Consider the following 22,399-nt stretch of genomic DNA (forward strand, 5'->3'; position numbering starts at 1 on the left):
ATGGACACCTTCTTGTGGGTGATCGTGCCCTACCTGTGCCTCACGACGTTCGTGGTCGGGCACTTCTGGCGATACCGCTACGACAAGTTCGGCTGGACCACCCGGTCCTCGCAGCTCTACGAGGACCGGCTGCTGCGGCTCGGTTCGCCGCTGTTCCACTTCGGCATGCTCGGCGTGGTCGGCGGACACATCATCGGGCTCCTGGTCCCGCAGTCGTGGACCGACGCGATCGGCATCAGCCACGAGGCCTACCACGTCATCGCGGTGACGGGCGGCCTGGCCGCCGGTGTGATGACCGTCGTCGGCATGGTGATCCTCATCTACCGGCGTCGTACCGTCGGGCCCGTCTTCTCGGCCACGACCGTCATGGACAAGGTGATGTACGCCTTCCTGGCCGCGGCGATCGTGCTCGGGATGTGGAACACGGTCGCCGGGTCGATCATGACGGTCGGCGGCGAGTACAACTACCGCGAGGGCGTCTCGATCTGGTACCGCTCGTTCCTCGCCTTCCAGCCGGACGCGTCCTTGATGGGTGATGCACCGATCGGCTTCCAGCTGCACGCACTGGTGGCCTTCGGGCTCTTCGCGCTGTGGCCGTTCACCCGACTGGTGCACGTGTTCAGCGCACCGGTCGGCTACCTCACCCGGCCCTACATCGTCTACCGCGGCCGCGACGAGCAGCTCGGCAGCCACAGCCCGCGGCGGGGCTGGGACAACACCCGTGTGTGAGCACTGCGGCTGCCGCGGGGTGGAGCCGATCGCCCAGCTGATGGACGAGCACCTCGCGCTGCTCGACCTCGGCGGGGAGATCCGGCGCCACCTCGACAAGGGCGACCGGCGCGGTGCCTGGCAGCTGCTCGGGCAGCTGGCTCACGACCTCGGCCACCATGTCGACCGGGAGGAGCGCGGCCTGTTCCGGGCGATGAAGGACCAGGGCGACTTCGGCGACGCCGTCGGCGAGCTCGAGGGCGAGCACGCGGACTTCGACGAGCTGCTCTCCGAGCTGGGGCTCGACGACGCCGACCTGGAGGCACGCGTCGACGACCTGCTGACGGAGCTCTCGACGCACATCGACAAGGAGAACCTCGGTCTCTTCCCGGTCGCCGTCGTCACCCTCGGTGCCGAGGGTTGGAACACCGTCGCCGCGGTGCACGAGGAGCCGGCACACCGAGCCCACTCGGCCTGAGCCTCGGCCCACCGATTTCCGCCTGCTGCGCGCCACCATCTGGGCACGCTGGCTGCGTTGCCGACGCTCGATAGACGCTCGGTATGGCTTCGCGCCGGTCGCCTTGCCAGCGCACCCATCTGGTGACGCTCGCGACGCCGCAAATCGGCGGATCGAGGCTGAGCCGAGCGCCGGCCCTGACCTCCGCTCGTGTGGTCGAACAAGGCGTACGACGCCCCCGCCCAGTGAGTCGGCGGTCGGCGGCGGCAACACGTCCGAGCCCCCGGCCAGCCGTGCTGGTCGGGGGCCCGACGTGTCTGGGGTGAGTGACGGGACTTGAACCCGCGGCCACCTGGACCACAACCAGGTGCTCTACCAGCTGAGCTACACCCACCATGAGCGGTTCCGACGGTGTCGGGACCGACCGAAAGTGTAGGGGAACTAGGGCTGATCCGCAGAATCGGCCCCCGGGCCGGACGCGGTCTCCACGGCCTCGTCGCCGGAGAGCCCGGTGAGCGAGCCGCCGTGCTTGAGCGCGATCGCGCGCGCCGCGTCGCTGTCGGGGCCGGGGGAGGGCACGAACACGGCGTCGCGGTAGTAGCGCAGCTCCTCGATGCTCTCCTGGATGTCGGCGAGTGCCCGGTGGTTCCCGCGCTTGGCCGGCGCCTGGAAGTACGCGCGGGGGTACCACCGGCGCGAGAGCTCCTTGATCGAGGACACGTCGACGATCCGGTAGTGAAGGAACGTCTCGAGGTTCGGCATGTCCCGGGCGAGGAACGCCCGGTCGGTCGCCACGGTGTTGCCGGCCAGCGGCGGGCGGCTGCCGTCGGGGCAGAACTCCTTGACGTAGGCCAGCACCTGCTCCTCAGCCTCGTCGAGGGAGATGCCGGAGTCCAGCTCGCGCAGCAGCCCGGACTTCTCGTGCATGTCCCGGACGAACTCGTTCATCTGGTCGAGGGCCTCCGCGGGTGGCTTGACGATCAGGTCGACGCCGCTCCCGAGCACGTTGAGGTCGAAGTCGGTGACCAGCGCGGCCACCTCGATCAGCGCGTCGGCCCGCAGATCCAGGCCCGTCATCTCGCAGTCGATCCAGACGAGTCGTTCGTTCACGGCTGCCACCTTAGCCCCGGGCCCGGTCGGCGCTTCTCTCAGTCACAGTTCAGCCTCGGGCTCTAGGGTCGCGGGGTGGCGACGACGTTGACCGGGTGGCTGGGCCTGCTCGCGCGCCTGGTGACCGGAGGGGTCTGGATCGCCGCCGGCGCCGTCAAGCTGCCGGACCCCGCCCAGAGCGTCGACGCCGTGCGGGCCTACCAGCTGCTCCCCGCGTCCCTGGTCGAGCCGGTCGGACAGCTGCTCCCGGTCGTCGAGATCGTGGTCGGTGCGACCCTGGTGCTCGGCCTGTTGACCCGGGGCTCGGCCATCGTCTCCGCACTGCTGTTCGCGGCCTTCATCATCGGCATCGCGTCGGTGTGGGCCCGCGGCATCACCATCGACTGCGGCTGCTTCGGGGGCGGGGGCTACGACCCGGACGCGGCGTCGAAGTACCCCTGGGAGATCGCCCGCGACGGTGCCCTCCTGATCGCCTCCCTGTTCGTTGCCTGGCTGCCGACGACCCGCCTGGCACTGGACTCGGTCCTCTTCGGCCGCGTCCCCGAGCCCGAAGGACCCTGATGTCGAAGAAGAACCGTCCCGCCGGCCGCGCCGAACGCGCGGCAGCCGCGCTGCGTGAGCAGCAGCAGCAGGAACGCCGCCGGCGCAACCTGATGGTCGGTGGGGTGGTCCTCGCCCTGCTGGTGATCATCGTCGGCGGCTTCTTCCTCTCCCGGGCCCTGGACACGTCCAAGGACGTGCAGGCGCCCGCTGCGGGCGGCAGCAAGTACGGCCTGACCATCGGCCCCGACGACGCTCCGCACGACGTCGTGATCTACGAGGACTTCCTCTGCCCGTACTGCGGGCAGCTCGAGCACGCGAGCCGTGACGATCTCGCCAAGCTCGCGGCCGACGGCAAGGTCCAGGTCGAGTACCGACCCTTCAACCTGCTCTCCTCGATCGGCGACTACTCCGAGCGCTCCGCCGCCGTGTTCGCGGTGGTGCTCGACAAGTCCGGCCCGGACGTGGCCAAGAAGCTGCACGACCTGCTCTACGAGAACCAACCGAGCGAGTCCGGGCCGTTCCCCTCGGACGACGACCTGATCAAGCTCGCGGTCGAGGCCGGCGCCGACGAGGCGGAGGTCAAGAAGGGCCTCGACGCCGGAGACGGGAAGGCGTGGGTCGGCGACGCCACCCAGGCGGCGCTCGACGCCGGCGTGCGCGGCACCCCGACCGTGCTGCTCGACGGAAAGGTGTTCCAGGACGGCCGGACCATGGAGGACCTGGCGGCGAACCTGGTCGACAAGGTCAGCTGACCGCGGCGCACGCCGCTCCGTTCGAGCAGCGGGCGTCGTCGAGACCAAGGAAGTGAGCTGGCGCCTGCCTCGAAACCACCCGACGCTCTCCTCTGGTGCGAGCCGCGGCTCGGCGGCTCGTTGCGGTAGCGGGAACGAGGAAAGGTGGTCGCGGTCGGCGGTGGTCAAGGGGGCATGGTCACCGCCGCCAGGCGAGGACGGCGATCCAGCGCCGTTGGTCGACCCAGGTGACGGCGAAGATTTTACTTTCGGATCTCCCGGAACCCTGTGGAACAAGGGGTTCTGGGCCGCTCGATGTCGGTGGCCGGTGCTTGGGTTGAACACATGGCAGCCCTCCCCGTCGAGCACCCCGACCCGGAGTCCACCGACTCCGCGGCCGGGGTGCTGGCTGCGCTCGAGTCGACGCACACGGTGCTGGCTGATGCGGAGATCGGGCAGTTCCGGCTGGCCGTGGAGTGGGCGATCGCGCACCCGATCACCTCGGTCGCCGACATCGCCACCGTGGAGGGCACCGAAGGCGAGGTCGCGATCGCCGGGACGGGTGCCCCGCTGGTGGCGGAGTTCTGTGTCGCGGACTTCGCCGCCGCGATCGGGATCACCACCGACGCGGGCCGGGCCTACCTGGGGGACGCGGTCGAGGTCTGCTACCGGCTCCCCCGACTGTGGGCCCAGGTCATGGGCGGGCGGGTGCCGGTGTGGAAGGCCCGCCGGATCGCCGCCCACACCCACTCCCTCTCCTTCGAGGGCGCCGCCTGTGTGGACCGGCACCTGGCCCCGATCGCGCACCGGGTCTCCTACGCCCAGATCGACCGCACCGTCGACGCCGCCCGAGCCCTGCACGACCCGGCTGCGGCCGAGCAACGCCGCCGCGAGGCCGCCGAGACCCGGTTCTGCGACGTCGACACCACCCAGGTCGGCCTCCAGGGCACCATGACCGTGCGCGGCGAGCTGGACCTGGCCGACGCCCTCGACCTCGACCAGGCCCTGCGACACGGCGCCCAACAGCTCGCCGACCTCGGCTGCACCGAGACGTTGAACGTGCGCCGCGCCCTGGCCGTGGGTGCCCTGGCCCGCGGCGACCTCACCCTCGGACTCGACACCCAGCAGCCCGCCACCCACACCGGCACCGAGGCGACGGCTGACACCGAGGCGGCGCCGGGTCCGGCCCGGCCTCAGCGGTCCCGGCGGGGCCGCGGGCTGATGCTGTACGCGCACCTGACCGACGACGCGGTCCGCGGCCTGCTCGCGACCGTGGAGAACACCCGCTCGGAGGTCCTGGTCGGGCAGGTCGCCGGCTGGTGCGCCACCGCGACCGGTCCGGTCACCATCCGGCCGGTCCTGGACCTGCACGAACACCTGCAGGTCCCCGGCTACCGGCCCTCCCCACGGCTACGCGAACAAGTCCTCCTCACCCACCCCACCTGCGTGTTCCCCCACTGCACCCGGCCATCCCGCTCCTGCGACCTCGACCACGTCATCCCCTGGGCCGAGGGCGGCCCCACCTGCTCGTGCAACCTGGTGCCGGCGCGGCCTGCCGGTTCCACCACCGGCTCCGCACCCACGGCGGCTGGCGGCTGCACCGCGTCGGCGAACGACTCTTCGTCTGGACCAGCCCCCACGGCCGCACCTACACCCGACATCTGTGACCACCCGACCCCGCCGGCCACGGCCGACGGGGCCACTCCCATGCTCAGGGCGCGGCTACTCGGACGGGAACGGTGCGTAGTCCCGGCGACCGGAGGGGGCGACCCCGGGCCCACCGACGCGGCGTGGATTCCGCTTCGGCGCCCGGCGCTGACAGACTCCGTCGGGTGAGTACCCGGGACCCCCTCGCCACCTTCATCGCCGGACTGCCCAAGGCCGAGCTGCACGTCCACCATGTCGGGTCCGCGTCGCCTCGGATCGTCTCCGAGCTCGCCGAGCGGCATCCGGGGACTGTCCCGAGCGACCCGGACGCCCTGCGTCGGTTCTTCGAGTTCCGCGACTTCGCGCACTTCGTCGAGGTCTACCTCGCGGTGGTCGACCTGATCCGTACGCCCGAGGACATCCGCTACCTGACCCACGAGATCGGGCGGGAGATGGCCACGGGCCAGGGCCTGCGGTACGCCGAGCTCACGTGCACGCCGTACACCTCAGTGCGACCGCACGAGGAGGGCAAGGGCATGCCGATCGAGGCCTACACCGAGGCGATCGAGGACGCCCGGGTCGCGGTCGAGCGTGACTTCGGTCTGGTGCTGCGCTGGATCTACGACATCCCCGGCGAGTTCGGCCTGCCCGCCGCCGACGCCACGCTCGGGTACGCCCTCGGCCACCGCCCGGAGGCCCTGGTCGGCTTCGGGCTCGGCGGCCCCGAGATCGGGGTGCCGCGACCCCAGTTCCGACCGCACTTCGACGCGGCTCGCGCGGCCGGCCTGCACAGCGTCCCGCACGCGGGGGAGACGACCGGCCCCGAGACGGTCCGGCACGCGATCGAGCTGCTGGGCGCGGAGCGGATCGGGCACGGCACGTCGTCCGCCCAGGACGCCGGGCTCCTGGCGCTGCTCGCCGAGCGCGGTATCCCGCTCGAGGTGTGCCCCTCCTCGAACGTCGCGACCCGGGCGGTGGCCGACCTGGCGGAGCACCCGATCCGGGCGTTCCGCGACGCGGGCGTGGTCGTGACGGTCAACTCCGACGACCCGCCGATGTTCAACACCACGCTGAACCGCGAGTACGAGGTGGCGGCCGGGCTGCTCGGCCTCGACCGGGCCGGAGTGGCCGAGCTGGCGCGCACCGCCGTACGTGCGTCGTTCGCCGAGCTCGACGTCCAGGCCCGGATCCTGGGAGAGATCGACGCCTACGTCGCGTCCGGTCCGGCCTGACGCCGGCTTCTCCGGGCCGGAAGAAGGAATGGGCCCCGCGAGCTCATACCAAGCGGGGCCGACACCTTTGTATCCCGAACGGGGCCGGATTCCTGGGATTGGCGCGCGTGTCGACCGCATCACACTGGCGCTCGCGCGGCGGCGGCATAGGGTGACGCCATGTCCAACTCGCCGATCCGGGTCGCGATCGTCAACGACTACGAGATCGTCATCGCGGGAGTCGCGGCGATGCTCGCCCCCCACCACGACCGCGTCGCGGTCGTCGAGCTCGACTCGGGGCTGCCCGTCATCAGTGACGTGGACGTGATCCTCTACGACACCTTCGGCCAGGTGCAGGGCGACGCGGTCGACCTCGAGGACCTGCTCGCCGGCGACGCCGTGCCGGTGGCGATCTTCAGCTGGAACCTGCAGCCCGACCTCGTGCAGCGGGCGCTCGAGCGCGGGGCCGCCGGCTACCTCTCCAAGGCCCTGAACGCCGGCGAGATCGTGGCCGCCATCGAGGCGATCCACCGCGGTGAGACCGTCGCGCCGCCGCCGTCCGCCGAGACCGCCGACCGGGAGGTGACGGGGGAGTGGCCCGGTCGCGACGTCGGTCTCACCGCCCGCGAGGCGGAGGTGCTGGCGCTGATCACGCAGGGCCTGAGCAACCAGGAGATCGCCGAGCACACCTACCTGTCCATCAACTCGGTGAAGACCTACATCCGCACCGCCTACCGCAAGATCGAGGTCACCCGGCGGGCGCAGGCGGTCGCCTGGGGGATGACCCACGGCTTCTCGCCCGACCGTCTCCGCAGCGTCGCGACCGGTCACTGAGCCCGCTCGCGCCGGGCATGCCGGTGCCGCGGACGGGTACCGGATCGTCATGGGAGATCGAGAGCACACCAAGCAGCCGGTGGAGGAGCTCCGTGCGGTCGACACCGACGCCATCCCGGACGAGGAGGGCGTCTCGAACGCCAGCGCGGCGGAGACCCTGGACGAGTCGCCGGAGGAGCAGGTCAACCGGCCCGACCAGGAGGACTTCGACCCGGCGGAGCGCGAGCAGTACCAGCGCCCCATCGCCGAGGACGACCACCCCGAGGACCGCTGAGCCCGGGAGCTGAGGACCGCCGGAGCCCCGCTCCGGACCGTTTGCGGTCGTCGCGACCCGGGCACCTCCCGACCATGCGTCGATCGCCGTGGAGCAGCGCGGCGACCGCCCTCGCCGGGGTGCTCGTCCTGGTCGCGGTCGCCGGTTGTGGGAGCAGCCAGGATGGTGACGTGCGGGGAGTCGCCGACGCCTTCTACGCGGCGATCGGGTCCGACGACGGCGGGACCGCCTGCGCTGCGTTGGCCCCCAACACCCGCCGTGAGCTGCAGCAGTCGGCGAAGGCACCCTGCCCGCGGGCGATCCTCTCCGAGGAGGTGCCGGCGGCGGACGGCGCCGCCGCCGTGCAGGTCTTCGGCACCATGGCGCAGGTCCGCTACGCCGACGACACGGTGTTCCTCTCCCGCTTCCGGTTCGGCTGGCGGGTGCTGGCGGCGGCCTGTGTCCCGCAGGCGCACGGTCCCTACGACTGCCGGATCAAGGGAGGGTGACGTGCGCGTCGTGTTCCTCGGCTACCTCGTGCTGATCTCGACCGGCCTGGTGTACCTGATGGTCATCGGCCTGAGGCACGCCTGATGGGCCGGGTCATCGGGAAGTTCGTGCGCGAGAACTCGCTGAGCTTGTTCTTCGGGCTCCTGTTCGCGGCGTCGCTCGTCGCCCAGGCCTACGCCGGGTGGCACCAGGTCAACGCCGAGCAGGTCGCCGAGGGGCTGGGCAGCATCGGCTTCGGCTCGTACGTCACCTCGGCCGACTTCGCCGTGGACGTCGCGGAGAACTGGCAGAGCGAGTTCCTGCAGTTCTGGCTCTACCTCACGGCCACGGTCTGGCTGGTCCAGCGCGGCTCCCCGGAGTCCAAGGAGCTCGACAAGGTCGGACGCGAGTCCGACGAGGACCAGCTGGTGGGGGAGTACGCCGAGGCCGACTCACCCCGGTGGGCACGCGGCGGCTGGCGGACCCGCGTGTACTCCTCGTCGCTGGCGATGGTGATGGGTGCCATCTTCCTCGGGTCCTGGTCGGTACAGTCGGTCGCCGGCTGGGCGTCGTACAACGAGACCCGGCTGCAGCGCCTGCAGGACCCCATCGGGTGGGGGTCCTACCTGGCGAACGCCGACTTCTGGAACCGGACGCTGCAGAACTGGCAGAGCGAGTTCCTCGCCATCGGGACGATGGCGGTCCTCGCGATCTACCTGCGGCAGCGTGGGTCGTCCCAGAGCAAGCCGGTCGGCGAAGCGCACGGAGCGACCGGCGTCGACGGCTGACCAGCCCAGACCGCGTCCTCGCGCGTGTCGTAGGTGGCCGACAGGTCGCCGTGGCCCTCGATCCGGTTCTTCCACGAGCCGTCGGCGTGGTAGGTCTCGACGTCGCCCTCTGGCATGGCGCTCTCCTTCGGTCGGTTGCCGGGCCGGTACCCGAGGACGGCCCGGCCAACGCCAAGAGTCGAGGCGCGGTCGAGCGGATCGCGGCGATGCCGGAACGAGAGGCGCCCCCGGCAGGACTCGAACCTGCGACCGGCGGATTAGAAGGCCGCTGCTCTATCCAGCTGAGCTACGGGGGCCGCGGGCCCGGAGCGGCCCGGGCGCAAGGATAGCGCCGTCCCGGCCGCCGAGGCGGAGGCGGCGGTCAGCGGGCGTCGTACGCCTGGAGCAGGCCGACCTGGTTGAGCGCCCGGCCGTCGGAGGTCAGCGTCAGCGAGCCGATCGAGGAGCTGGGCCGGTCGAGGTAGCGGGTGCGGGCCAGGGTGCGCGGGCCGGTGGTCTGCCACAGCTTGCCGCCCTGGCGCTCGGCCGCCAGCTCGCGGACGTCCATCTCGATCCGGTCGTCGAAGACCCGCGCGACCAGGTAGGTCGCGTCGCCGCGGTAGAGCAGCCCTCCGGTGGAGACCTGGGTGACGCCGTCGGCCTGTCGCATCGTGGTGGCGTGCACCTCGCCGTTGAGGTACAGGTCGACGCCGTAGCGCGCCATCGTCCGCCACAGTGCGGACCGGCGCCCGCCCTCGATGTGGCCGCCCGAGGAGGAGACCTCACGGACCGGCATCAGGACCGGGTTGTGCCCCTGCACGATCACCCACGGGATCCCGTCGGCGCGCGCCTGCTTCAAGGTGGCGCGCAGCCACCGCAGCTGGCCGCCCTGCACCTCCAGGTGCACGTCACCGTCCCGGCGGTGGAACTCGTCCAGGCTGACCAGCAAGACGTCGGGGGACAGGTGCACGGCGTACGCCGTGTCCGACCAGATGGTGCCCACCGGGCGGTGCTGGTAGCGCGGCTTCCCCGACGGGAGCCGGGTGAAGTGCCGGGCGAACTGCTCCTTGAACAGGCCGATCTCGCGGCGCTTGAAGTCCGACCACGCCGAGCGGTGGTCCCAGAAGTTGTCGCCGATCTCGTGGTCGCCGAGCGCCGCGTGCAGGGTCAGCCCGCGGACCTCGAACCGGCGCAGGTAGGTCGAGTAGTAGAACCTCGCCGCGCGCTGCACGGCCCGCTCCTTCTGCGCCCGGGTCGTGACCGGCCCGAAGATGCCGGTGCCGAGCCGGTCCTGGCCCCACCGGCCCTCGACGAGGTCGCCGGGGACCAGGACCGAGCCCGGTCGTACGGAGGCGATCTCGTCGAGGAAGCGGCGGATGCCGTGCTGCAGCTGCGGTGTCCACGAGTTGGGGTCGCCCCGGTGCCACGACGGCAGCGTCCGCAGGTCGCCGACGTCCTGGTTGAGGAAGTCCGGCGCCGCGACGAACGTGTACGTCGGCTCCTGCTCGGCGGGGAACGCCTGGGCGTTGACGATCCGCGGCCGGTGCGCGGTCGGCCCCGTCGTCGACGTCGTCCCCGGCGCGCAGCCGACGATCAGGGGGGCGAGGATCAGGGCGGCGGTGACCACGCCGATCAGGGCGGCCGCGGGACGCGTCGAGCGCAGCCGCCGCCGCAGCGAGGTCGGACGAGTGATGGGTCGGCCCTTTCGTCGAGCGGACGCCACGACGGCGCCGAGGTGGCCGGCGCGCGAGCATCAACCGAGGGCCCACCGCCGACTCCTGCCACCTCGAGCCTACGGAACGCCCCCGAACAGGTCGCGGGGTGGTCGCTCCGCGGGCACCGGCCCCACCCGGGGACTGCGGCGCGGTCGCCGAGCCGACCGCACCCCAGCCGGCGTGGGTCACGGCGACGCGAACCAGGGGTCGTGCAGGTCGTAGTAGCGGGCTCCCGCCATCATCTCGCCGAGCAGCTCCCTCACCTCGGGTGGGGGCTCCGCCTTCTCACCCACCCGTGCGGCCGGCTCGTCATCGAACGCGATCGTCTTGGTGAACGATCCGTCGTCGGCGACGCCGATCGTGCCGCCGATGATCTCCGGACGGGCTTCCCGCAGCGCGCCGGTCGTCTGCAGCAGGCGCTCGACCACACTGCGGTCCGCCACCCGTCACTGGATCACCTGGACGAAGCCGGCCCGGTCGGAGCCGCCGTCGAGGAAGACCGACACGTCGTCGTAGTCGTCGAACTCCGGTGGCCCGTCGAGAGTCGCGCTGAACCGCTGCGCCCAGGCGCCCTGCTCGGGTCGGTCGGAGTTGGCCCGCGCGTGCTCGACCGAGTCGAAGCGCACGAGAGCGAGGAACAGGCCGTCGTCGGTGAAGCCGTAGGTGCCGCCCAGCCAACCCGCGGCCCCTCCACCGAGCTCGGACTCCCACGAGTCCAGCGCTGCGCGAACGTCATCGTGGCGCGTGGCGGGCGCCTTGATCACCTGGAGGAACATGGCCGTCCCCGTCCCTCATCGCGGCGTGGCGTACGCCGCCACGCCCGTGTCGAGCAGCACGCACGGCTCGTCGCCCATCACCCAGGCGTCGTGCCCCGGCTCTGCGACCAGGACGTCGCCGGGCCCGACGATCGTTTCCGTGCCGTCGTCGTACTTGATGGTCATGTGGCCGGACAGGCAGATGCCGGTGTGCCGGACCTGGCACGAGTCGGTGCCGGCGATCGGCCGGACGTCCTCGGACCACCGCCAGCCGGGCTCGAAGGTGCCGCGGCCGAGGGTGAAGTCGCCCAGGGTGACCACGTCCATGTGACCGTGGGCGCGGAACGGGCGCGTCTCGTGGGGCTTGTCGATGTTCTGAAGGGCAGAGGACATGACGCCTCGATTCATGCAGGGGAGATCGAGAGAGAGTTGCCAGGGCCACCGGCGGCCCTACCGTCCGGCGGTACCGGCGGGCTCGTCCGAGCGCGAGTCGTGAGATGGGTGCGCGTGGTGCCGACATCGTCGGCTCCTGCTGAGCGTAGGCGCGATTCGGCCCGGGTGGGAGACCCCTTCTCCCTCAGGTGGTGAGGGCGGGACGGGCCGCCGCGCCAGAGCTCACTCGTCAGCGGCGCAGCGCGCCCATCCACTCCTCGACGTCCCCGGAGGTCCGCGGGAGCGCCGCGGAGAGGTTCCGGGGCGCGCCCGCGGTGACGAGGATGTCGTCCTCGATGCGGATGCCGATGCCCCGCAGCTCCGCGGGCACCAGCAGGTCGTCCTCCTGGAAGTACAGGCCGGGCTCCACGGTGAGCACCATGCCCGCGGCGAGGGTGCCGTCGGCGTACGCCTCCGGTGCGGCCTGGCCGCAGTCGTGCACGTCGAGCCCCAGCATGTGGCTGGTGCCGTGGAGGGTCCAGCGGGCATAGACCCGGCTCTCGGGGTCCAGCGCCTCCTCCGCGGAGACCGGCAGCAGCCCCAGGCCCTCGAGGCCGTGCGCCAGCACCGCCATCGCGGCGTTGTGGATCGAGCGGAACGGCTGGCCGGGGACGGCCGCGGCGATGCCCGCCTCCTGGGCTGCGTGCACCAGGTCGTAGAGCTCGCGCTGCAGGTCGGTGAAGCGGCCGTCGACCGGCAGGGTCCGGGTCACGTCGGCGGTGTAGAGCGACCGGTTCTCCACGCCCATGTCCAGCAGCACCAGCTCACCGGGCGTGATCGCGCCGGAGTTCTCGATCCAGTGCAGCGTGGTGGCGTGCGAGCCGCCGCCGACGATCGAGTCGTAGCCGATGTCGTTGCCCATCGCCCGGGCGCGGCGGAAGAAGGTGCCCTCGATCCAGCGCTCGCCGTAGCGCAGCACGTCGGCCCACTCGCGCACCGAGTCCTCGAACCCGAGCGTGGTGATGTCGCAGGCCTCCTGGAGCTGCTCGAGCTCCCAGTCGTCCTTGACCAGCCGCATCTCCGAGACGACGCGAGCGAGCTCGGAGTCGCGGGCCTCGTCCGGGCTCACGGCGGTGTCCACGCTGGCGGACACCCCGCGCAGCACCCGCGTCTTGCCGCCACCGCTCAGAGCGGCCGGGAGGTCGTCGAGGTGACGCACCGGGAGGCCGAGGGAGTCCGACATCTCCTTGAGCGAGGGGCGGCGCCCGGCCCAGAGCTCGCCGTACTGCCGGTCCCGGAAGAACTCGTCGGTCTCGCGCGACGAGCGCGGCCGGGCGTAGAGCACGGACTCGCCGTCGGCGACCACGAGGACGGCGTCACTGGTCTGGTTGCCCGAGAAGTAGGTGTGAGCGGTGTCCGGGCGGAACCGGTAGTCGGTGTCGTTGGCCCGGACCTTGAAGGTACCGGCCGGCAGCACGAGGCGCTCGCCGGGGAACGCCTCGGCGAGCCGCGCGCGCCGCAGTGCTGCAGGGGTCGCGACCGGCTGGACCGGCAGGTCGAGCTCGCGGTCGCCCCAGCCCTCGCGCATGAACGCCGCGTAGGCGGCCGGGACGGCAGGATCGTGGGACTCGGTCTTCGGCGCCGTGGGCTGGGTGGACGGGTCGGTGCCCTCGGGCGGGGTCTGCTCGCTCACGCGGTCACTGTACGCCGGGGGCCGCCAGGACCGCGGCCCCGCGGACCTGCCCCGATAGGCTGGCGTCCATGCCTGGAGCCCGCCGCGACCGTGCGACCTCGTCGGTCGCGTTCGCGGTCGTGGTGACCGTGCTCGTGTGTCTCGGCGCGCTCGCGATCCTGGCGCTGCTGGCCTTCTCCGGCGCCCCCGGGTCCCTGGCCCTGGCCACCGTGCTGGCGGCGCTGCCGGTGGGCCCGCTCGTGGCCTGCTACCTCTGGCTGGACCGCTACGAGCCGGAGCCGCGCACCCTGCTCGCGGCCGGCCTGCTCTGGGGCTGCTTCGTGGCCACCGCGGCCGCCCTGCTCATCCAGGGCGTCGGGGGCTTCGTCCTCTCCTTCACCGACAACCAGAGCCTCGCCGTCGTCGCGCCGGTCACCGAGGAGGCCAGCAAGGGGATCTTCCTGCTGCTGCTCCTGTGGTGGCGCCTGGCCGAGCTGGACGGCGTGCTCGACGGCATCGTGTACGCCGGCATGGTCGGCATCGGCTTCGCCTTCACCGAGAACATCCTCTACCTGGCCGCGGCGTACAACGGCACCGACGGCGCGGGGCCGGGCGGCACCGAGGCGCTCACCGCGACGTTCGTGGTGCGCTGCCTGTTCAGCCCGTTCGCCCATCCCCTGTTCACGGCGTTCACCGGCATCGGGGTCGGACTCGCCGTCAACGCCCGCAGCCGGCCGGCCCGCATCCTGTGGCCGCTGGGCGGGTACGCGGGTGCTGTGGTCGCGCATGCCGTCTGGAACACCTCCACGGTCTACGGCTTCGACAACTTCGTCATCGCGTACGTCGTGCTGATGGCACCCGCCTTCGTGGCGCTGACCGGCCTCGCGGTGTGGGTGCGCAGCTCCGAGCGTCGGGTTCTCGCCGCCGCCCTCACCGACGCCGCGCGTCGAGGGCTGGTGCCGGCGACCGACATCGGCTGGGTCGTCGACCTCGGGGCCCGCAGGCGCAGCCGCGCCTACGCGCGCCAGCTGGGCGGCCGGCCGGCGGAGCGCGCGGTGCGCGACTACCAGCAGGCCGCCATCGAGCTCGGGTTCTTGCACTACCGCTTCCTGCGCGGCACCCCGCCGCCCGACTACGCCGAGCGCGGACAGCAGTTCCTCCAGCGGATCGCGGCCCTGCGGCCGTCGATCGCCTTCCCCGGACAGGTGGTACCGACCAGATGAGTCTCTCCCGCGACGAGAGCGACCCGATGGACACCCGGATGCTGACCGCCCTGGTGCAGCTGCGTGGTGCCCTGCAGGCCGCGCGGCTGCCGCTGGAGGTCGCCGGGGTCGAGGAGCGGCGTACGTCGCGGCAGCAGATGATCGACCAGCTCGAGGACTACGTCATCCCGCGGCAGATGACGGTCGACGCACCCCTCCTGGTCGTCGTCGGTGGCTCGACCGGGGCCGGCAAGTCGACCTTGGTGAACTCGCTGGTCGGCCGCCGGGTCACGGCCTCCGGCCTGCTGCGACCCACCACCCGCTCGCCCGTGCTGGTGCACCACCCCGACGACGCGACCTGGTTCGGGCAGGACCGGCTGCTGCCGGACCTGGTGCGCACCGACCGCACCACCGACGACCCGCACGCGCTGCAGCTCGTGGCCTGCGAGACCGTGCCCGAGGGGCTCGCGATCCTCGACGCCCCGGACGTCGACTCGGTCGAGGAGCACAACCGGACGATCGCGGCCCAGCTGCTCGCAGCGGCCGACCTGTGGCTGTTCGTCACCTCGGCGGCGCGCTACTCCGACCAGGTGCCCTGGGACTACCTGCGCCAAGCCGCCGAGCGGTCGACGGCGGTCGCCGTCGTGCTCGACCGGACGCCCGCCGACGCCGTGCAGACCGTGGCCGCCCACCTGGCCCGGATGCTCGCCAGCCGTGGCCTGAAGGACTCGCCGCTGTTCACCGTCAACGAGGCGCCGATCTCCGAGGCCGGGCTGCTCGCGGCGGCGGAGGTCGCCGAGATCCGGGGCTGGCTGGTCTCGCTCGCCGAGGACGGGGACGCGCGCGCCCTGGTGGTCCGGCAGACCCTGGACGGCACGATCCGGACCCTGGGCCGGCAGACCTACCAGATCGCCGACGCGGCCGTCGCCCAGCTCGAGGCGGTGGCCGACCTGCGCGCTCTGACGGCCGAGGCGTACGACGCGGCCGCGGCCGGGCTCGTCGCGGAGTCCGGCGACGAGACCCTGCTGCGCGGGGAGGTCCTGGCCCGGTGGCAGGAGCTGATCGGCACCGGTGAGCTGCTGCGCAGCCTGGACAACCGGGTCGGCCGGCTGCGCGACCGGGTCGTCAGCGCGGTCAAGGGCACGCCGCAGCAGGCCGACCGGGTGCTGGTGGCGGTCGAGGCCGCCGCCGAGGCGCTGGTGCTCGATCACGCCGAGTCGGCAGCCGCACGGGTGCACGCCGCCTGGACGGAGTCCGAGGCGGGGCGGGGGTTGCTGGCCGGTCGCGACGACCTCGGCAGGGCCGCGAGTGACCTGCGGCGCCGGGCGGAGTCGGAGGTGCGTGCCTGGCAGGAGGAGGTGCTCGACCTGGTGCGCGCCGAGACCGCCGACAAGCGCACCAGCGCCCGCTTCCTCGCCTACGGCGTGCACGGCCTGGGCGTCGCGCTCATGGTGGCGACGTTCCGGCGGGGCGCGCCCGTGGTCGACGACCTCGGCCGCACGCTGCTCGACGCGGTGCTCGGTGGCGCGACCGTCGACTCCCTGGTCGAGCGCGCGGGGGCCTCGCTCGAGCGGCGGCTGACCGGGCTCGCCGAGAGCGAGCGTGCTCGGTACGCCGCGGTCCTCGACGGTCTCGACCTGCCCGCGGACGCTCCCGACCGGCTGCGGGCGGCCTCGCGCCGCATCGATGACCGGAGGTTCGAGCAGGCTCGGGCGGGAGTCGAGCCCACGTCGTGAGCGCCCGAGCATCTAGGGTGGGAGGAGACCTGTCCCACCGCCGCACCCCGCTGCTGACGGGTCGAGGGAGAACATGACGTCCTTGCTCGAGGGGGCCAAGAAGCTGGTCACCCGTGGTACCGACATCGGTGCCCGCATCGAGGGTCTCGACGCGGCGACGTACGCCGCGCGCGGCCGGCTCGACGACGGGCTCGTCACCGAGGCGCAGGCGGTCGTCGACCGCGCCACCGGGCGGCTGCGGCTCTCGGCGACCCACACGGTGGTCGCGATCGGTGGCGCGACCGGCTCGGGCAAGTCCTCGACGTTCAATGCCCTCACCGGCCTCGAGCTGTCCGCCGTCGGCGTACGCCGGCCGACCACCTCCTGGGCGTCCGCCTGCGTGTGGGGACGCGACGGTGCCGAGGAGCTGCTCGAGTGGCTGGGCATCCCGCCGCGGCACCAGACCACGCGGGACTCGATGCTCGACTCCGGGCGGCGCGGCGCCGACTCCGAGCTCGACGGGGTGGTGCTCCTCGACCTGCCCGACCACGACTCGACGGAGGTCGCGCACCACCTCGAGGTGAACCGCCTGGTCGACCTCGCGGACCTCCTGGTCTGGGTCCTCGACCCGCAGAAGTACGCCGACGCGGCCATCCACGACCGCTACCTCGCGCCGTCCGCGGAGCACCAGGACGTGATGCTGGTCGTCTTGAACCACATCGACACGGTGCCGGAGGAGCGCCGCCAGTCGATGCTCGACGACGTACGCCGGCTGCTCGACGCCGACGGTCTCGACCGGGTGCCGGTGCTCCCGGTCAGCGCCCGGCACGGCATCGGCATCCCCGAGCTGCGGGCCGAGATCGCCCGACGGGCCGGCGAGAAGCGTGCCACCCGGTCGCGGATCGACGCGGACGTGAAGGCCGCCGCCAGCGAGCTGTCGGCTGCCTCCGGCGAGGCCCCGACCCGGGTCCTGGCACCGGAGCGGGTGACCGCCCTCGACGACGCCTTCGCCGAGGCCGCGGGCGTGCCGACGATCGTCGACGCCGTGGAGCGCTCGACCCGGATGCGGCTGGGTCGCGCCACCGGCTGGCCCGTGCTCACCTGGATCTCGGGGATCAAGCCGGACCCGCTGCGCCACCTCGACCTCGACGCGGACGCCGAAGGCCGCCAGCTCTCGGGCCGCCAGCTCGCGGGTGGTCGCGCGACCACGCCGCAGACGGCGCAGGTGCAGCGCGCCCGGGTCGACACCGAGGTGCGCACCCTCGCCGACGACGTCTCCAGCGGCCTCGCCCATCCGTGGGTCGAGGCGGTGCGCCGCGCGTCGGTCTCACGGCTCGACGAGCTGGGTGAGCGGCTCGACGCCGCGCTCGCCGGCGCCGAGGTCGGCGCGGCCCGGCTGCCGTTCTGGGCCGGCGTGGTGCGGGTGCTCCAGTGGCTGCTGCTCCTCGCCAGCCTCGCGGGACTGGTGTGGACGGGCGTGCTCGCCGGCTCCGGCAAGCTCCAGGATGCCGACACCCCGCAGGTCGCCGGGGTGGCGCTCGCGCTGGTGCTCCTGGTCGGCGGGATCGGCCTCGGGCTGCTCCTCGCCCTGGTGAGCCGGATCGGGGTCGCCGGGGCCGCGCGCCGGCGCGCGGAGGCGACCGACGAACGCCTCCGCGGGGCGGTCGCCGAGGTCTCGCACGAGCTGGTCGTCGACCCGGTGGAGATCGAGCTGGCCGCCTACACGGCGGTCCGCAACGGCCTGGCCCGCGCGCTCGCCTGAGGCTGAGCCTCACTCCCGACCCGGCTGCCGTCCACAGCGTGGGCTCCGGCACCGGTCCCCACAGGGTCTCCCGCCGTACCGTCCGGGCGTCGGCGCGGCCGCCCAGCCTGGAACCGGGACAACCCCGACGAGGCAAGGAGACCTTCATGAACGAATCGCTCATCACGATGCACGGCTGGCTCGGCAGCGACGTGACCCTGCGGCGCGCGGGCGACGTCTCGGTGGCCAGCTTCCGGGTGGCGTGCACGCCGCGACGCTTCAACCGGCGCACCGAGAACTGGTCCGACGGCGCGACCCAGTGGTACACGGTCAACGTCTGGCGCCAGCTCGCCGAGAACTGCGCATCCTCGTTGCGCCGCGGGGACCCGATCGTCGTGCACGGCCGCCTCGACCTGCGGGTCTGGGTCAACGCCGAGAACGTCGAGGTCAGTGGCTTCGAGATCGAGGCCACCCACATCGGCCACGACCTCGCCCGCGGCACCAGCCGGTTCACCCGGACGCCGCGCCGTGACCAGGACGGCGCCGCCGAGGCGGCCGTCGCGGAGCCGACGCCGGAGGCCGCCCAGGAGGCGTCGCGGGAGGAGGTCGCCGCGTGAGAGCCGTCGGCACTCGGCGTCGCGGCCCCCCGATCGGGTCCCGCCGCCGTTCGCCAACTAGGCTCGGGCCCCATGGCGGAATATGTGTTCACCCTGCGCAACGTGCGCAAGGCCCACGGCGACAAGGTCGTCCTCGACAACGTGACGCTCTCGTTCCTGCACGGGGCGAAGATCGGCGTCGTCGGCCCCAACGGTGCCGGCAAGTCCTCGCTGCTCAAGATCATGGCGGGCCTGGACCACCCCAACAACGGCGACGCCATCCGCGACCCGGACGCCACCGTGGGCATGCTCCAGCAGGAGCCGCCGCTGACCGAGGGCAAGACGGTCCTGGAGAACGTCGAGGAGGCGGTCGGCGAGATCAAGGGCAAGCTGGACCGCTACAACGCCATCTCGGAGGAGCTCGCGAACCCCGACGCCGACTACGACGCGCTGCTCGCCGAGATGGGCGACCTGCAGACCGACCTCGACCACGCGAACGCGTGGGACCTCGACAGCCGCCTCGACCAGGCCATGGACGCGCTGCGCTGCCCGCCGCCCGAGGCACTGGTCGACAACCTGTCCGGAGGTGAACGCCGCCGGGTCGCGCTGTGCAAGCTGCTGCTCCAGCAGCCAGACCTGCTGCTCCTCGACGAGCCGACCAACCACCTCGACGCCGAGTCGGTGCAGTGGCTCGAGGGCCACCTCAAGAGCTACCCGGGCGCCGTGCTCGCGGTGACCCACGACCGCTACTTCCTCGACAACGTGGCCGAGTGGATCGCCGAGGTCGACCGCGGCCAGATCCATGGCTACGAGGGCAACTACTCCACCTACCTGGAGACCAAGAAGGAGCGCCTGAAGATCGAGGGCCAGAAGGACGCCAAGCGCGCCCGGATGCTCGAGAAGGAACTGGAGTGGGTCCGCTCCAACCCCAAGGCGCGCCAGGCGAAGAGCAAGTCCCGGCTGGCCCGCTACGAGGAGATGGCCGCCGAGGCCGACCGCGCCCGCAAGATCGACACCTCCGACATCAACATCCCCGCCGGGCCGCGGCTCGGTGACGTAGTGCTGGAGGCCAAGGGGCTGGCCAAGGGCTTCGAGGGCCGCACGCTCATGCACGACCTGTCCTTCACCCTGCCGCGCGCCGGCATCGTCGGCGTGATCGGACCCAACGGCGTCGGCAAGACCACGCTGTTCCGGATGATCACCGGCAGCGAGCAGCCCGACGAGGGCGAGCTCACCGTCGGCCAGACCGTCAAGATCTCCTACGTCGACCAGAGCCGCGGCGGCATCGACCCGAACAAGAACGTCTGGGAGGTCGTCTCCGACGGCCTGGACTTCATCAAGGTCGCGAACTTCGAGATGAACTCGCGCGCCTACGTCGCCTCGTTCGGCTTCAAGGGCCCCGACCAGCAGAAGAAGGCGGGCGTGCTCTCCGGCGGAGAGCGCAACCGGCTCAACCTCGCCCTCACCCTCAAGATGGGCGGCAACCTCCTGCTGCTCGACGAGCCGACCAACGACTTGGACGTGGAGACGCTGTCCTCGCTCGAGGACGCGCTCCTGGACTTCCCCGGCTGCGCCGTGGTCACCTCCCACGACCGCTGGTTCCTCGACCGGATCGCGACCCACATCCTCGCCTGGGAGGGCGACGACGAGGACGACGCGAAGTGGTTCTGGTTCGAGGGGAACTTCGCGTCCTACGAGGAGAACAAGATCGAGCGCCTCGGCCTCGAGGCCGCCCGCCCGCACCGGGTCACCCACCGGCGGCTCACCCGCGACTGAGCGGTCCGGCGCCGCGGGTGATCATCGCACGCGGCACCGGTGGTCGAGCGCGGCACCGGTGGTCGAGCTCGTCGAGACCCCGCGCCGACGCAGGGCGGCGCCGGCCTGCCTTCGCTTGCGGGGTCTCGCTCGCCTCAGTGCCCCCCGCGCCTCCTGGGTCTCGACATGCGCCGTCGCGGCTTCGCAGGCTCAGCCGCGGGCGCTCGCTCGAACCGCTTCCGTTCGACGCGCTGACGCGCGTCGAGGTCAGCGCATCTCCATCTCGGGGTGGGCTTCGACGAGGTGGTCGGCGACGGCGTTCATTACCCGGCCGACCGCTTCGAAGTCCTCGCGGCTGACCAGGTCGACCAGGTGGGCGCGGACCCCTTCGACGTGCGTGGGCGCCATCCGCACCAGCAGGTCGAACCCCTTGTCGGTCATGGTCGCGACCACGCCACGGCCGTCGTCGGGGGAGCTCTTGCGGAGCACGAGCCCGGCGTGCTCCATCCGCGCGACCGTGTGCGTGACCCGGCTGCGGCTGTGCGCGAGAGCGTCGGCGAGCTGGGCCATCCGCATCTTCCGGTCCGGCGCCTCGGAGAGGCGGACCAGGATCTCGTACTCCACGAGGGAGAGCTCGCAGCGGCGCCGCAGCTCGTCGTCGAGTCGGTCCAGGAGGAGGGTCATCCCCATCAGGAGCGCCCGCCACGAGCGCTGCTCCTGGTCATCGAGCCAGCGCGTGTCGTCTCCCCCGGTGTCGGTCACCCTCGCAGTCTAAATCCTCGTCCGAGGCGGCGTGGCGGCATCGGAGGATGGGTGGTGTGACCTCGGTCCGGGCGCGAGGACGCCCGGCCGCGGTGGGCGGCCGGGCGTCCGGTGTGCGTCGCGGTGAGGGTCAGAGCCGCTCGAGGATCAGGGCCATGCCCTGGCCGCCGCCCACGCACATGGTGATCAGGCCGGTCGTCTTGTCGTGCCAGTCCAGCGAGTTCAGCATCGTGTTCTGGAGGCGGGCGCCGGTCATGCCGAACGGGTGGCCGACCGCGATCGCCCCACCGTTGACGTTGAGCCGGTCGAGGTCGATGCCGAGGTCCTGGTAGGACGGCACGACCTGAGCCGCGAACGCCTCGTTGATCTCGACCAGGTCGATGTCGCCGATGCTCATCTTGGCGTGGGCCAGGGCCCGCCTGGTGGCCTCGACCGGGCCGAGGCCCATGATCTCGGGGGAGAGGCCGCTCACGCCGGTCGCGACGATCCGCGCCAGCGGCGTGACGCCGAGCTCGGCGGCCTTGGTGTCGGACATGATCACCACGGCCGCAGCACCGTCGTTGAGCGGGCAGCAGTTGCCGGCGGTGACCACGCCGTCGGGGCGGAAGACGGGCTTGAGCTGCGAGATCGCCTCGTAGGTGACGCCGGCACGCGGGCCGTCGTCCTGGCTGACGACGGTGCCGTCGGGGGTGGTGACGGGGGTGATCTCGCGGGCCCAGAAGCCGTCGTTGATGGCCTTCTCGGCGAGGTTCTGGGAGCGCACACCGAACTCGTCGAGCTCCTTGCGGTCCAGCCCGCGCAGCCGGGCCACGTTCTCAGCGGTCTGCCCCATCGCGATGTAGGCGTCGGGGAGCAGCCCGTCCTCGCGGGGATCGTGCCAGTCGACGCCGCCCTCCGCGGTCTTCTCGGTGCGCGCCATCGCCTCGTCGTACAGCGGGTTCTTGGTGTCCGGCCAGTGGTCGGAGGTGCCCTTCGCGAAGCGGGAGACGGTCTCGACGCCGGCGGAGACGAAGATGTCGCCCTCGCCGGCCTTGATCGCGTGGAACGCCATCCGGGTGGTCTGCACCGAGGAGGCACAGTAGCGGGTGATGGTGGCGCCCGGGACGTCGTCCATGCCGTTGAGCACGTTGACGATCCGCGCCATGTTGTTGCCCGACTCGCCTCCGGGCAGGCCGCAGCCGAGGTACACGTCGTCGACGGTGTGGGGGTCGAGGCCCTCGACCTTGTCCAGCGCGGTCTTGATGATGAACGCGCTCAGGTCGTCGGGCCGCAGGTCCTTCAGCGAGCCCTTGTTGGCCCGGCCGATGGGGGAGCGGGCGACGGAAACGATGACTGCCTCGGGCATGCAAGCTCCATCTCGGTTG

General features: G+C 72.0%; 24 protein-coding genes and 2 tRNA genes. 15 read left to right on the forward strand and 11 right to left on the reverse strand.

Annotated elements, in window-relative coordinates:
* Positions 1–729 (forward strand): respiratory nitrate reductase subunit gamma, encoded by a 729-nt coding sequence (narI, locus tag NOCA_RS08235; RefSeq protein WP_011754811.1) that lies wholly within the window; start codon positions 1–3, stop codon positions 727–729.
* Positions 722–1,186, forward strand: coding sequence for a hemerythrin domain-containing protein (locus NOCA_RS08240; protein WP_011754812.1), 465 nt, complete (start codon positions 722–724; stop codon positions 1,184–1,186). The genes narI and NOCA_RS08240 overlap by 8 nt, the downstream gene beginning before the upstream one ends.
* A 297-nt stretch (positions 1,187–1,483) precedes the next feature.
* Here NOCA_RS08240 and NOCA_RS08245 read toward each other — a convergent pair.
* Positions 1,484–1,559: transfer RNA gene (locus tag NOCA_RS08245), tRNA-His, on the reverse strand.
* A 47-nt stretch (positions 1,560–1,606) separates the two neighbouring features.
* Positions 1,607–2,275 carry an oligoribonuclease gene (gene orn / locus NOCA_RS08250; protein WP_011754813.1) on the reverse strand — a complete coding sequence of 223 codons (669 nt, stop codon included), beginning with the start codon at positions 2,273–2,275 and terminating at the stop codon, positions 1,607–1,609.
* A gap of 75 nt (positions 2,276–2,350) precedes the next feature.
* Between orn and NOCA_RS08255 the strand changes: the two genes are divergently transcribed.
* The 8 genes from NOCA_RS08255 (at position 2,351) to NOCA_RS08290 (ending at position 8,771) form a co-directional block, all read left to right on the forward strand.
* Positions 2,351–2,836, forward strand: coding sequence for a MauE/DoxX family redox-associated membrane protein (locus tag NOCA_RS08255; RefSeq protein WP_011754814.1), 486 nt, complete (start codon positions 2,351–2,353; stop codon positions 2,834–2,836).
* On the forward strand, positions 2,836–3,570 hold the full coding sequence (locus NOCA_RS08260; RefSeq protein WP_011754815.1) for a DsbA family protein: 735 nt from the start codon (positions 2,836–2,838) through the stop codon (positions 3,568–3,570). Before NOCA_RS08255 ends, NOCA_RS08260 begins: the two co-directional genes overlap by 1 nt.
* 324 nt (positions 3,571–3,894) lie before the next feature.
* The gene (locus NOCA_RS08265; RefSeq protein ID WP_011754816.1) at positions 3,895–5,385 is read left to right on the forward strand and encodes an HNH endonuclease signature motif containing protein; all 1,491 of its coding nucleotides are present in this window, start codon (positions 3,895–3,897) and stop codon (positions 5,383–5,385) included.
* Positions 5,382–6,428 carry an adenosine deaminase gene (locus NOCA_RS08270; protein ID WP_011754817.1) on the forward strand — a complete coding sequence of 349 codons (1,047 nt, stop codon included), beginning with the start codon at positions 5,382–5,384 and terminating at the stop codon, positions 6,426–6,428. Before NOCA_RS08265 ends, NOCA_RS08270 begins: the two co-directional genes overlap by 4 nt.
* A 159-nt stretch (positions 6,429–6,587) precedes the next feature.
* On the forward strand, positions 6,588–7,241 hold the full coding sequence (locus NOCA_RS08275; protein WP_011754818.1) for a response regulator transcription factor: 654 nt from the start codon (positions 6,588–6,590) through the stop codon (positions 7,239–7,241).
* 49 nt (positions 7,242–7,290) lie between these two features.
* Entirely contained in the window at positions 7,291–7,515 is a 225-nt protein-coding gene (locus NOCA_RS08280) for a hypothetical protein (RefSeq protein ID WP_011754819.1), read from the forward strand.
* Between the two features lie 74 nt (positions 7,516–7,589).
* On the forward strand, positions 7,590–8,003 hold the full coding sequence (locus NOCA_RS08285) for a hypothetical protein (protein ID WP_083768100.1): 414 nt from the start codon (positions 7,590–7,592) through the stop codon (positions 8,001–8,003).
* A gap of 84 nt (positions 8,004–8,087) precedes the next feature.
* The gene (locus NOCA_RS08290) at positions 8,088–8,771 is read left to right on the forward strand and encodes a DUF6766 family protein (protein ID WP_011754821.1); all 684 of its coding nucleotides are present in this window, start codon (positions 8,088–8,090) and stop codon (positions 8,769–8,771) included.
* Here NOCA_RS08290 and NOCA_RS28635 read toward each other — a convergent pair.
* The 7 genes from NOCA_RS28635 to NOCA_RS08320 all read right to left on the reverse strand — a co-directional run bounded on the left by NOCA_RS28635 (position 8,696) and on the right by NOCA_RS08320 (position 13,285).
* A complete protein-coding gene (locus NOCA_RS28635; protein WP_083768101.1) occupies positions 8,696–8,887 on the reverse strand; it encodes a DUF2188 domain-containing protein in 192 nt (63 codons plus the stop codon). The two genes, NOCA_RS08290 and NOCA_RS28635, sit on opposite strands and share 76 nt — an antisense overlap.
* A gap of 106 nt (positions 8,888–8,993) precedes the next feature.
* Positions 8,994–9,067, reverse strand: a tRNA-Arg gene (locus tag NOCA_RS08300).
* Positions 9,068–9,132: 65 nt separating this feature from the next.
* Entirely contained in the window at positions 9,133–10,377 is a 1,245-nt protein-coding gene (locus NOCA_RS08305; RefSeq protein ID WP_158305645.1) for a metallophosphoesterase family protein, read from the reverse strand.
* Between the two features lie 273 nt (positions 10,378–10,650).
* Positions 10,651–10,908, reverse strand: coding sequence for a hypothetical protein (locus tag NOCA_RS27935; RefSeq protein ID WP_011754823.1), 258 nt, complete (start codon positions 10,906–10,908; stop codon positions 10,651–10,653).
* A gap of 3 nt (positions 10,909–10,911) precedes the next feature.
* A complete protein-coding gene (locus NOCA_RS27940) occupies positions 10,912–11,241 on the reverse strand; it encodes a hypothetical protein (protein ID WP_011754824.1) in 330 nt (109 codons plus the stop codon).
* Between the two features lie 15 nt (positions 11,242–11,256).
* Positions 11,257–11,613 (reverse strand): cupin domain-containing protein, encoded by a 357-nt coding sequence (locus NOCA_RS08315; RefSeq protein WP_011754825.1) that lies wholly within the window; start codon positions 11,611–11,613, stop codon positions 11,257–11,259.
* A 229-nt stretch (positions 11,614–11,842) separates the two neighbouring features.
* Positions 11,843–13,285: an aminopeptidase P family protein gene (locus NOCA_RS08320; protein WP_011754826.1), complete on the reverse strand. Its 1,443-nt coding sequence runs from the start codon at positions 13,283–13,285 to the stop codon at positions 11,843–11,845.
* Positions 13,286–13,353: 68 nt separating this feature from the next.
* Between NOCA_RS08320 and NOCA_RS08325 the strand changes: the two genes are divergently transcribed.
* From NOCA_RS08325 to ettA, 5 genes are all read left to right on the forward strand, one after another.
* Entirely contained in the window at positions 13,354–14,487 is a 1,134-nt protein-coding gene (locus NOCA_RS08325; RefSeq protein WP_011754827.1) for a PrsW family intramembrane metalloprotease, read from the forward strand.
* A complete protein-coding gene (locus tag NOCA_RS08330; RefSeq protein ID WP_011754828.1) occupies positions 14,484–16,202 on the forward strand; it encodes a dynamin family protein in 1,719 nt (572 codons plus the stop codon). The genes NOCA_RS08325 and NOCA_RS08330 overlap by 4 nt, the downstream gene beginning before the upstream one ends.
* Positions 16,203–16,275: 73 nt before the next feature.
* Positions 16,276–17,943 carry a GTPase gene (locus NOCA_RS08335; protein ID WP_011754829.1) on the forward strand — a complete coding sequence of 556 codons (1,668 nt, stop codon included), beginning with the start codon at positions 16,276–16,278 and terminating at the stop codon, positions 17,941–17,943.
* A gap of 146 nt (positions 17,944–18,089) precedes the next feature.
* On the forward strand, positions 18,090–18,539 hold the full coding sequence (gene ssb / locus NOCA_RS08340; RefSeq protein ID WP_041546398.1) for a single-stranded DNA-binding protein: 450 nt from the start codon (positions 18,090–18,092) through the stop codon (positions 18,537–18,539).
* Positions 18,540–18,611: 72 nt separating this feature from the next.
* Positions 18,612–20,294, forward strand: coding sequence for an energy-dependent translational throttle protein EttA (gene ettA / locus NOCA_RS08345; RefSeq protein WP_011754831.1), 1,683 nt, complete (start codon positions 18,612–18,614; stop codon positions 20,292–20,294).
* 246 nt (positions 20,295–20,540) lie between these two features.
* Here ettA and NOCA_RS08350 read toward each other — a convergent pair whose 3' ends face one another.
* Entirely contained in the window at positions 20,541–21,035 is a 495-nt protein-coding gene (locus NOCA_RS08350) for a MarR family winged helix-turn-helix transcriptional regulator (protein ID WP_011754832.1), read from the reverse strand.
* Positions 21,036–21,165: 130 nt separating this feature from the next.
* Positions 21,166–22,380, reverse strand: coding sequence for an acetyl-CoA C-acetyltransferase (locus NOCA_RS08355; protein WP_011754833.1), 1,215 nt, complete (start codon positions 22,378–22,380; stop codon positions 21,166–21,168).
* Between the last annotated feature and the right edge of the window lie 19 nt (positions 22,381–22,399).

Origin of the sequence: Nocardioides sp. JS614 (assembly GCF_000015265.1) — a bacterium.
Taxonomy (GTDB): Bacteria; Actinomycetota; Actinomycetes; order Propionibacteriales; family Nocardioidaceae; genus Nocardioides.